The 9880-nt window shown below is 56.2% G+C and carries 17 protein-coding genes and 2 pseudogenes; 5 read left to right on the forward strand and 14 right to left on the reverse strand.

The window, feature by feature from the left end; genetic code table 11:
* Window positions 1-146: 146 nt before the first annotated feature.
* The 11 genes and pseudogenes from BW940_RS20255 to BW940_RS20300 all read right to left on the reverse strand — a co-directional run bounded on the left by BW940_RS20255 (window position 147) and on the right by BW940_RS20300 (window position 5670).
* Window positions 147-476, reverse strand: a complete 330-nt coding sequence (locus tag BW940_RS20255) for a DUF7558 family protein (protein ID WP_076610968.1) — start codon at window positions 474-476, stop codon at window positions 147-149.
* Window positions 476-766: a hypothetical protein gene (locus BW940_RS20260; RefSeq protein WP_076610969.1), complete on the reverse strand. Its 291-nt coding sequence runs from the start codon at window positions 764-766 to the stop codon at window positions 476-478. Before BW940_RS20260 ends, BW940_RS20255 begins: the two co-directional genes overlap by 1 nt.
* Window positions 767-1014: 248 nt before the next feature.
* Window positions 1015-1863, reverse strand: a complete 849-nt coding sequence (locus tag BW940_RS20265; RefSeq protein WP_076610970.1) for a DNA-binding protein — start codon at window positions 1861-1863, stop codon at window positions 1015-1017.
* Between the two features lie 576 nt (window positions 1864-2439).
* A complete protein-coding gene (locus BW940_RS21925) occupies window positions 2440-2610 on the reverse strand; it encodes a hypothetical protein (protein WP_173834929.1) in 171 nt (56 codons plus the stop codon).
* A gap of 16 nt (window positions 2611-2626) precedes the next feature.
* Window positions 2627-3199: a hypothetical protein gene (locus BW940_RS20270; RefSeq protein WP_076610971.1), complete on the reverse strand. Its 573-nt coding sequence runs from the start codon at window positions 3197-3199 to the stop codon at window positions 2627-2629.
* A complete protein-coding gene (locus BW940_RS20275; RefSeq protein ID WP_076610972.1) occupies window positions 3196-3576 on the reverse strand; it encodes a hypothetical protein in 381 nt (126 codons plus the stop codon). The genes BW940_RS20270 and BW940_RS20275 overlap by 4 nt, the downstream gene beginning before the upstream one ends.
* A 259-nt stretch (window positions 3577-3835) precedes the next feature.
* Window positions 3836-3972 (reverse strand): annotated as a pseudogene (locus BW940_RS22605) (DNA polymerase subunit beta); the annotation flags it as partial.
* Window positions 3973-4088: 116 nt separating this feature from the next.
* A complete protein-coding gene (locus tag BW940_RS20285) occupies window positions 4089-4418 on the reverse strand; it encodes a hypothetical protein (protein ID WP_076610973.1) in 330 nt (109 codons plus the stop codon).
* Window positions 4419-4424: 6 nt separating this feature from the next.
* On the reverse strand, window positions 4425-4778 hold the full coding sequence (locus BW940_RS20290) for a hypothetical protein (protein WP_076610974.1): 354 nt from the start codon (window positions 4776-4778) through the stop codon (window positions 4425-4427).
* Between the two features lie 76 nt (window positions 4779-4854).
* Window positions 4855-5367, reverse strand: coding sequence for a YlaK family protein (locus BW940_RS20295; RefSeq protein WP_076610975.1), 513 nt, complete (start codon window positions 5365-5367; stop codon window positions 4855-4857).
* Complete coding sequence (locus tag BW940_RS20300; protein ID WP_076610976.1) at window positions 5368-5670, reverse strand: hypothetical protein; 303 nt, start codon at window positions 5668-5670, stop codon at window positions 5368-5370.
* A 73-nt stretch (window positions 5671-5743) separates the two neighbouring features.
* Here BW940_RS20300 and BW940_RS20305 point away from each other — a divergent pair, with 73 nt between their 5' ends.
* Complete coding sequence (locus BW940_RS20305; protein ID WP_394329412.1) at window positions 5744-6268, forward strand: ComEC/Rec2 family competence protein; 525 nt, start codon at window positions 5744-5746, stop codon at window positions 6266-6268.
* Here BW940_RS20305 and BW940_RS20310 read toward each other — a convergent pair.
* Window positions 6265-6678 carry an ArsR/SmtB family transcription factor gene (locus tag BW940_RS20310; protein ID WP_076610978.1) on the reverse strand — a complete coding sequence of 138 codons (414 nt, stop codon included), beginning with the start codon at window positions 6676-6678 and terminating at the stop codon, window positions 6265-6267. The genes BW940_RS20305 and BW940_RS20310 overlap by 4 nt on opposite strands.
* A gap of 103 nt (window positions 6679-6781) precedes the next feature.
* Here BW940_RS20310 and BW940_RS20315 point away from each other — a divergent pair, with 103 nt between their 5' ends.
* Window positions 6782-7402 (forward strand): DUF7509 family protein, encoded by a 621-nt coding sequence (locus BW940_RS20315; RefSeq protein WP_076610980.1) that lies wholly within the window; start codon window positions 6782-6784, stop codon window positions 7400-7402.
* Between the two features lie 116 nt (window positions 7403-7518).
* Complete coding sequence (locus BW940_RS20320) at window positions 7519-7950, forward strand: transposase (RefSeq protein WP_235847875.1); 432 nt, start codon at window positions 7519-7521, stop codon at window positions 7948-7950.
* 73 nt (window positions 7951-8023) lie between these two features.
* Here the strand turns inward: BW940_RS20320 and BW940_RS20325 are convergent, their stop codons facing one another.
* The gene (locus tag BW940_RS20325; RefSeq protein ID WP_076610979.1) at window positions 8024-8443 is read right to left on the reverse strand and encodes an HVO_A0114 family putative DNA-binding protein; all 420 of its coding nucleotides are present in this window, start codon (window positions 8441-8443) and stop codon (window positions 8024-8026) included.
* A complete protein-coding gene (locus tag BW940_RS20330; protein WP_216819700.1) occupies window positions 8427-8600 on the reverse strand; it encodes a toxin-antitoxin system TumE family protein in 174 nt (57 codons plus the stop codon). Before BW940_RS20330 ends, BW940_RS20325 begins: the two co-directional genes overlap by 17 nt.
* Before the next feature lie 156 nt (window positions 8601-8756).
* Between BW940_RS20330 and BW940_RS22500 the strand changes: the two are divergent.
* A pseudogene (locus tag BW940_RS22500) lies at window positions 8757-8867 on the forward strand (RNA-guided endonuclease InsQ/TnpB family protein); the annotation flags it as partial.
* Window positions 8868-9017: 150 nt separating this feature from the next.
* On the forward strand, window positions 9018-9392 hold the full coding sequence (locus BW940_RS20335; protein ID WP_076610982.1) for an ABC transporter permease: 375 nt from the start codon (window positions 9018-9020) through the stop codon (window positions 9390-9392).
* Window positions 9393-9880: the final 488 nt, after the last annotated feature.

Here is a 9880-nt window from a genome sequence, read left to right on the forward strand (position 1 = left end):
AGAGGCGTTCTCCGCAGAGAACACTCTCTAAGAGGTGCTGAAAGGAGATAATCGCTCCAGCTCTATCCGGGTACGGATTTACTGGACGGTCTACTTAGTTGGGAAAAAGAAACGCCACGCCAATCGTTCTATGTCACCCTCGTACTCTATTCAACCGCTACAACGTGCTCCTTGTGGTCGCGCGTCCAGTACGTCGCCGGGCCTCCGGGACTACAGTCCGCACACAGCTGTAGCGAGCCCTCGAGATGGCCGACTTCGACGCAGAACCGCGTGAGGGCTGCAAGTGCGTCGACGACTAATCCACAGCCATCGCAAGCATGGTGGTCACGCTTGTTAGGATCCGGCGTCTCCTGCGTCGCACAGTCGATACAGATTGGGTGGGTGACTCGCTCGTCTTGGCCCCACGTATGCGCCTCGCCAGACTTGGCGCCGGGTGGGGCGTCGCAGAAGACACAGCCAGTGAGTGTCTGCTGCATCACTCTCCGACCTCGTCAGCATCTCGAGCAGCGGTCCAGCCCCGATGGAAGACTGCAAGCTGCGTACTCGAGTCAAAGGCAGTTCCACTTGGCTCGTGGACAAACACCCGCTGGCCAGGAACCGGTGTCACCACACCGTCATCGATAAGTTCAGTAACGAGCTTTCGAGCGGCTGTATCGCCGATATCCGCTGTCACGGCATGAGTTGCATCCCGATCATGGGCAACGAGTTTGGCTTCGAATCGTCTGTAATCGTCTGTAGTGTCGTCAATCGGATTCAGATCAGTCATTATCAATCACATGGCACACTATTGAGTGCGCCTCATGCCTCATGGCGCCAAAAAACTCGCTGCTGGAAGTACGATTGAGCAGAAGACACTAGGTGATACGTACTGGAGCCGACAAACATCCAGAACTGGCAGATTCAGTGAAAGCCCGGCAGTGAAACGGCTTCCAGCCGTGAACTGCCCGGAACGTGGAGGTGGGTGGGGAGGCGGGTAGTGGGTGATCGGGAATCAGCAAAAAAGAGGTTTCCCGGCTACTCCCACCACTGACCGCGCTCTGGGAACACGATTTCCGACCAGTGAGTCAACGCGATTGAACATCGTCCATTGTACCAGTTCTTCGCTGCCGCCCTGAACCGCACCAGCTCACCTTCCCGCACCTTCGTCTGTCTGCTCTTCGTCCAGATTGTGAACTTTGTTCGTCCAGTCTCGTCTTCAATCAGTCCAACCTGCTGCATGCTCGAGCTCGAGGGGTCCCACAGTTCGATCACGCGCCCTTCGACACTGACCTCGCCTCTCCTAATCGACTCGAGTCTTCCAATCGGCACAATCGTCCCTGCCTCATGCTGCATCTCTTCTTTCGTATCCATCACCGCCTCGAACATCGCTTCACCCTCGAGAACCCGACTGGCGATCCGCTTCGCGATGACCGCTCGCGTGTACCCACCGTTGACGTCTTCGGCCAACCGCTGTGCCTGCCGATTGACCTGACCCAACTCCGCTCTCTCAAGTTTCTCTCGAGGATCGATTTCCTTGACTGGCCGCTGCTCACGTCTTGCCCGTTCAACCACTGCTCTCGTTCGCTCTGCTCGTCCTTCCTGTCGTCCGAATGCCCCCAGTGCACTGATTCGCTCGAGTTCTGCCTCTCTGGCCTGAATGCGCTCTTCCTGAGCCAGCGTCACGCCGTAGATCCGATCCTCGCTCGTGTCGACGATCCCGTCTGGATGGTTCGCATCGACCTTCGCCTGAATCTCCATCTCCACTGTAGCCCGGAACTCTGGGGTCTCGTCGACGACGTCCTCGTGCTCCGCTCGACCCGCTTCCTGCTCGTATGCTTGTTCATCGACCGAAACGACCTTACTAACTGACTTCTTACTGGACATTGGAATTCTACGTTCCAAAGGCGCTCACTCGGCGTCTTTCCGACACCACGACTCTCCAGCCCTGGCTCTCTCGCTGTCCAACTCATCCATCACACGCGTCTCGCTCGCGCCTTCGTAAGCGCCCGTCAGGGCGCGAGCGAGACGCGCCGATGACAGATCCAACCAGTAGCGCGCGGCGCTTCAACCGGAGCGAGCGGCCAGTTTTAAGCCGTTTTCGCGTCTGAGCGCGAGCGATGACCGAAAGCGCGCTTAATACTGGCAACCGAAGAGCGGGAGTGAGCGGAGGGCAAAAGCGGCGAGCGGGACGTGCCGTCTCTGAGGAGGGAACAACCGTCTTCGACAGCCAGTTGATTAGTCCACGTGGGTGGGATCAAAAGGGGCTGACGCGCTGAGCGAACGTTTGTTGCGTTCGCGATGCTCGGAAGGCGCGAAGCGTCTTCTGTTGCTCGAGGAACCCCGACGACGTCCTCGCGAACAGGTGAACGAAGGCCAGCGAGACGTGTGCGTCTCGCCAGGTGCGGGACTCGAGCGTGTCAGGGGCTTTCAATCTCTACGTAGAGAGGGAGTTCGAGAGAGTCACTCGTATTCAAGGGCCTCGTAGATCTCAGCGTGCCAGCGCCCGTCAAGTTTCCCCATTTCGAGGGCAATCTCGTGACGTTTTTCATCACTCTTGGCGGACTGATATCGCTCATACAGCTGGCGAACCTCTTCGTCGACTTTTTCCGGAAAACCACTATTGGACGTCATCGACGTGTTGAGCAGTTCATTCTAACAGAGTGAGAAGTTGGGTTACATAGGGACTGTTTTCCCAGCTTCGATGCGGACTAATCGACTCGATAAGCGTTCGCGCCTCTTCGTGGCTCATGTGGCCATTACGGGCATAGTCGCAGATGAGTCTCGGTGTTGGGATGATCCGTGGGCCGGTGAGTACGGCGTGTACGAGTGCGAAGTTCGTCCCGCCAAACTCGTCGGTCAGGAAGCCATCAACCTTGAGCGCGTTCGCAAGGACAATACCGTCGGTTTCGCCATCGTCGAGTCCAAACGTCGGACGCGATTCCGGAGTGTTCGATCGTTCGTACGGATCCTCGATAGCGTAATAGTCTCGAGCAGCGAGAACGTTCGTCGCCGCCGCCCCATGGATATCGTGATACTGAGCGAGATCACGGAGTTCTGAAACGACTTCTGGTGGAACGAAGACCTCACACGAAGTAAGCAAGTACTGGAGTGGATCCGGTGACGTCTCTGTGTCGTATCGTTCATCGGCACGAGGTACGGCGAGACTCACAAGTGCGCTCGTATCGGCAACTACTGTTCGAAGCTGCAACTCGCCGCTCATTGCTCGCTAGACGTATCAGACACGTTCGTGGGATCGACCGTTGTGGTCTCACCAGTATAGATGTCGACGTCATCCGGAGGTGTAAGATCGAATGGCTCACTCTCCAGATCTGCTTTGAGGAGGCGAAGTCGCTGTGCAGTTTCTGCGCCGACGAGCTGTTTGACCGTCTCGAACTCGAGTTGGTCGTCGTAGTACCGTTCAGCAACCAAGTCCTGGAATGTTTCACTCTCCGCTGTGTCCTCCAGATACTCGCGGATGGCTTCTACGAGTAGATCTGTTCGGTCCTTATCGAAGAGGCCAGCGACAGCATCTAGTCGCTCAACGAGATACTCCGGAGACTGGAAATGGACACGTCGAGGTTTGTCACTTGCGCTCATTGTATGTGCAAGTTCTGCACACAGGTCAATAACGCTTTCGCCTCATGCACATAGCTTGTGCATAGACGGAAGCAGGTCGCGGGACTCGAGTGCGTAATAGCCTTCTTCTCGGAGTGTTTTTGCACCAGCTGACAATCAGCATACTTTTCGAAGGTGGAAGAGTGAAGCGTCTTCGACATCAAAGCCGAGTTCATGGACAAGCCCCACCCTCCATGAGCGAACCCGTCAGGGTGAGCGAAGTGGGGTGGGGTCGTTGACCGAGTTCAGGTATGGTGAACTCTGTCTCGTGAGCATCAGCCAACAGACGAAGGATGCCGTCAGCTGCAGTAATGCGGAAGATATCGATATTATCTACCAGATTGACATCGATACAGACCGTTATTTTTGTTTCGCCATTTCAGATATTGTCTGATCTTGCGCAACGAGATATAAACAAGTGCCTGGAGCTAATAGATGTCCTGGTCGACAACAAGGCGTGAGACTCGAGTGCGTCAGGGGCTTTTATACCAGGTTCAGCTGTCTTGATCTGCGTTTAGCTCTTCGAGGAACCAGCCAGCTGTCGTTCCAATTCGAACGCCATCGATGTTGCGTATCTCGAGGTCAGCCGTGGCAGTACGGAACGGGTAGTGTTCGACGAGAACGCGGTGGATCACAGTTCGGACTGGCTCCTCCCCATATCTGTCGATGACTGCCGCCATCGCTTGGTCCATGTGAGCGTCTTGGTGATCTTCCCGTGGGTTCTGTGCTCGGCTGAGTACGAGTTCGATCACATCATCCACCGATGGGTGCCCAGGATTTCCTGTGCGTTCGCGAACGGTGTAGAGGGCGTCGGTATCACACATCGTTAATCACTCCGTCGTGTCGTCTTCCGTGCTATCTGTAGATGGTTCCAGCCGTTGCTGACGGCGGACCTCAGTGAGCGTGTCCTCGAGTGTATCGAGGCGCTCAATCTCCGCAAGCTCGTCGGTAATCTCCTCGACAAGAGATGCCCGCTTCACAGCGACCTCGTCCCCGTCAGTTGTGTCGATGGATTCGACGCGAATCTGCCGCTCCTCATGCCAGCCACAATTCCAACAGTTCCGTGAGACGTTGATACGCTCGTCTTCGTCAGCCGCAAGGAGCACGTCGGTAAGTGAAGTCGAAAGTGGTTGGTCTGGCCCGACTTCGAGCGTGACCGAACCACTACACGCAGGACAGTTCATACCGGTCTCAAGAGTCGCACTGGTATTGAAAGTAGATGTACAACGGGACAATCTCACAGACGGTTCCACAGGTAGTTCAGGGTTCCTCAAGCAACGAGCGAGCCCGCCTCACGTAGCTGTTCGCGTTCCAGCTGCGGGCGTCGCTGATTCTATCAAGGAGCATCTGAGCATCGGAAGCTGACAGCTGCTCGCTTCGAACGAGGACTGAGAGCAAGGTCGGAGTCGTCACGAGCCGGGTATCAGCGAGCGACGCGTGAATCAAGCCGAGTTGGTTGAACTCATCACAGAGAAATAATTCGGCATCGAGTTCGTTCGCGAGGGTGACAGCAGCGTTCTCGCCGTCATCGAGAGGAAAGTCGGCGTCGAGGTCAACCGACCGTGTCTCGAGCGTATCAGTTTGATCAAGCACGACGGTTGCGGCACGACCGTGTGCGTCATCGTACGAGGCAATCTCCCGGAGTTCTTCGATAACCGCTACTGGGACGACCACCTCGTATTGGGACAGACAGATCGAGAGTGGATCGGGATTATTGTCAGCAACGATGCCGAGACTGACGAGGGCAGAGGTGTCTGCGATAAGCTGTGACATCTATGCGTCGGCGATCTCGTCGATGAAGTCCTCGTCCAACTGCTGTTTCAACACACGAAGATTTGCTGCCTCTTCAGCGCCGACGAGTGCTTTGAGCTGTTCGAAGGATATCTCGTCGTCGTAGTAGGCGGCCGCGATCTCTTGGGTGAGTGCGTCGTCGTGAGCCGCCTCCTGGAGGTACTCCCGGAGCGCAGTCACGAGGATATTCGTCCGATCCTCCCCAAGGACGTCCGCTAGTGCATCGGTTCGATCGATGAGCCGGTGCGGCGCTCGGAACTGGACGCGTTTTTTATCACTACTCATTATGTGTACATTGTGAGCCAGCTCACTTAGCCCTTTTTGTATGTACGATGTGAGCTCCCCTGTGACCGTGTCGATGAAACGACTTCTCTTGGTCATACTTGTCGCAGCGATGATCGTTCTTGCGGGCTGTACTGATGGGACTGGGACGGACAACGGCGAGCCGACGGTGGAAACAGATGATGACATCGAAGATGTTGATCGAACGGAGCTGAAGACGATACTGCAGCCGAGGGGGGATGAAACCGATCTAGAAGAGACCAACGAAACTGAGGATGATGAACCTGACTCAGGTGACGATCCCGATGTTGACGGTGAGCTCGAGATCCACCACATCGATGTCGGCTACGCCGACGCGACACTCCTGATCGAACCCTCCGGTGAGACGATGCTCATCGATTCCGGCGACTGGCCCCAAGCAGGAGTTGACGTGCTCAACCCGCCCGAAGGAGACTCGAGGTCAGACCTACACGATAACAGTGTGGCGCTCTCCATCGAGTTCGATAAATTCTCCTATCTCACCACCGGCGATTCGGAAGCTGCTGCGGAGCAACGGATGGTCGACGAACACGGTGACCAACTCGAGGCAAATGCCTATTAGCTGTTGACAGAGCTGTCGTACATCGCTTCGAAGTCCCACTCTCCGCGGATCAACTCGTCGACACCTTCCGTGAGCGTTACCTCGCCGAACACGGTTGCTCGGTAGTACGTGTACAGTCCGTCCTGCCCCCGTTCCGTGCGCTGACGTCGCTCGACAAGGCCGACGTCGAGGAGCTTGTTGAGGTGGTAGTGGAGCGTACTATCGTCGATTTCGATTTCTTCCTCGAGTTCCTTCGGGCTCATGTCCCCGCCATGGACAAGTCGGTAGAGAATCTCGTACCGGGTGCGGTGCCCGACTGCGGCATGCATCTCGAGGTACTCCTCAAGATTAAGGACACTGTGTGGCGGCAGCAGATCCTCTGGGTCCTCCGGTTGCTCCCCACCGACAGCGCGCGTTGGATTGGTGGCCATCGTACCTAGAGTAAGGGACTGAATGCTCTTAGTCATTGTCAAGCCGAGAACTCTCGGAAACTACCTCTTTTATATGCGTGTGCGCGGAAAAGTCTATATCTATATGACCGTGCAGATCACTCGGGGCCTAATAGCCGATCGGTTAGGGGACGTGAAGTACGATCGCTTCTTATTCTACTTGATGGGACCATATAAGTCGTTCAACCTCAACTACGTGCTCGACGAGGAGGAACGCCGGCGAATCGACGCCGATGACCTCCCAGGACCTCTGCGGCGACTCTTTCAGAATAAAGACGAGATCGACGAGGCGCAGGCACTGTTGCGACGGGTCCAGGGGGAACTCCGGACCGATCCTGGGGTGAACGCGTTTCTCGCTCTCGACGTTAATGTCAACACCGACGACGTGGACGCCGTAACCCAGAGCATCGAGTACGCGCGGTGCAGCAACGCGACCGCGTTCGTTGTCCCGTCCCTTGGACACAACTTTGGCGTCGGTGAAGAGGCTGGGAGCGTCCTCGAAACCCTCGCAGACACCCACGGTGATCGACTGTTCTTTGTTCACGAAAACGACGTAACAAGTGCGATGATCCGGTCAGCGAAGGTTCGGTGGGACCTACGAATCCAAACGTACGAGACCGAAGCGGACCTCGTCGACACCCTTCGCCGGTTCGCGGCCGGAATCATGCAGCGTGAACGTCGCGGCGATCTCGATCGTCTGAACTGAGTGGCGAAACGCGCAGTGGTAGCACGAACTCATGCCGTAGCGAAAGCCCGGCAGTGTAGCGGCCTCTGGCCGTGAACTGCCCGGAACGTGGAGGTGGGTGGGGAGGCGGGTAGTGGGTGATCTGGAATCAGCAAAAAAGAGGTCTCTCGGCTACTCACACCACTGACCGCGCTCTGGGAACACGATTTCCGACCATCGAGTCAACGCGATCGAACATCGCCAAGTACATCGAACTGGTGACGTACAAAGTTGAAGACACCGACCTGTTCGTGGAGACGGTGAACCCGGCATACACAAGCCAGCGATGCTCTCATTGCGGTTTTGTACACGAAGATAATCGCTCGGATAAGGCGTTTAAGTGTCTGAAATGCGAGTACGAGGTGAACGCGGATTACAACGCGGCGAAAAACGTCGCAAACCGATACTGTGCGTATATCCATCGCGGGCAGAAGTCTCGCGGTGGATGGGCCACCAGTCAACTGGCCCTGAAGTCAGGAATGTTGAACGTGAACGGTGATTTCAACGCCTCCCCTCCTGTCGAGGGGTAGAACCGGAGTTCACTGACAAGCCTCGGGGCTTGACCCCGAGGTTGTTGACGCAACGCGTAGGTCGACACTCGGGTCATGCGTTCGCTTCGTCTCGAGCCATGTCCGGAGCGTGCAGCGGGAGATCCACTTCGAGAGAGTCGTACCAGACAGTTGGGCGCTTGCGTTGCCCGTCCTGCTCGAAGTGGATTAGATGGAGTGATTCGAGTTCCTCGAGGTTCGTGTGGACCTGGCGGACGTCCCGATCGACAAGTCGCGCTGCCTCGCGAATACTCTCTGGCTCATGTTGTACAATCGTTCGGAGTAGTTCCAGGTTCTTCGGACGGGTGACGCGGTGGATATCGTCTGGATCGTCGAAGATCACCTCAAAATGAGGCTCAGGCGTCTCACCGCGATCAAGCGCGCGAAGGGCATCTCGTAGCCCATCTTCATCGCCGCTCTGGAATCGGATGTACATTGTTCGATCGCCGTCAGTTGGGTTACCAGTGTTCTCCATGATCACGTACCTCCTGTTTGAATCGGTCGTAGAGTGCTTCGAGACCGCTGAACTCGATGTCCTCGATTTCACCGTTTGACAGGTGTTTGTGGTGGGGTGCTGCCCCGGGGTGATCCGGGAAGTTGTCGTATCGGATGATGGTTTTACAGAATTGCAAGGCGAATGCCACGGGGCTTGACCCCGTGGATGAAGCCGACACGCAGCAACACAAACCATTAAGCTGCAAGACGGCGGATAATAGGGTGTGACGGCACTCACCGCGTCCGGCTTCACGTCCAAAAACACGGACGGTCGGACGCTCCGCCGTCGCCATCAAGTAGGAGTGGGAGACTCCGAATCCACGCCTGCGGAGACTGCGCTCCCTGTGGATTCCCTCGTGGAATCTGCAAAGTGCGTCGTGGAAACAGGAAGCCTCGGGGCTTGACCCGAGGCACTTCACCATCTCAGTCTTCGCTCCGATTGGTATCGCGGTGCGCCAGCACGGCCTTCGCCGTGGGCGGTAACAGGACGTTGTGTTCGGCACAGGAATTCATTTACCGAAATGATCATGCTGAGAGATAGTATACATACAGGTATGCGAAGTATTTTGCCGTACGTGGGATCGATCGTTCTCCTCGGACATGGGATGGTTCATCTTCTTGGTACCGCCGTGTATTTCGAACTCGCCGACATCGCCGAGTTTCCGTACAAGACGACGCTCCTCGGCAGTGCGGTGAACGTCGGAGACATGGGTATGCGTGTGTTCGGGATCCTGTGGGCGGTGGCTGCCATCGGGTTCGTCGCCGCTGCCGGCGCATTGTTCATCGATTGGGACCACTGGCCATTGTTAGTGGGTGCGGTTGCGGTCTTTTCGCTGGCCTTGACCGTCCTTGACTACACAGTCGCCTACGCCGGCATCGTCGTCAACGGAGGAATTCTCGCCGCACTGGTATATTCCCATTTCATGTGATTCGAATCCGCCGTCAGGGTGCTATCGCTGGATACACCCGTTGTCTCTTGTGTGCCAGTCTGTCAAATATTTAGTGAATAGTTTGGCTTTGGTGAATCACCATACAGCGTCGGGATGTAGTGTCTCACTGCCTTCCTGAAATCGGCCACTTGGGTCGTTACCGCCGAATTCCTCGAGGGTGCAGTCACGATCGTTCCAGCGTGATGCCTCGAGTGACGTGATTCTTCATGGTAAGTCGCCGCCGTATAGTGATTCACCAGAGCCAATAGTTTGAAACGTGCGAGATACACAGCGCAGAAAGTTCGATAAAAAAGGCGGACTGCTCGGCCTTCGGCCTCGCCCTCCGGGAACCGTGCTCGCTTCGCTCGCACGGAGACTAGCAATAGATCCATCCTCCTATGAAAATCCCGCACCGAGCTATACCACACCACTGACAATAGTTGTTCGGGTGAGCCGCCTGGCTCACCCGAACGCAGCTGCGGAATCAC

The sequence above is a fragment of the Natronorubrum thiooxidans genome (assembly GCF_900156475.1).
Classification (GTDB): Archaea; Halobacteriota; Halobacteria; order Halobacteriales; family Natrialbaceae; genus Natronorubrum; species Natronorubrum thiooxidans.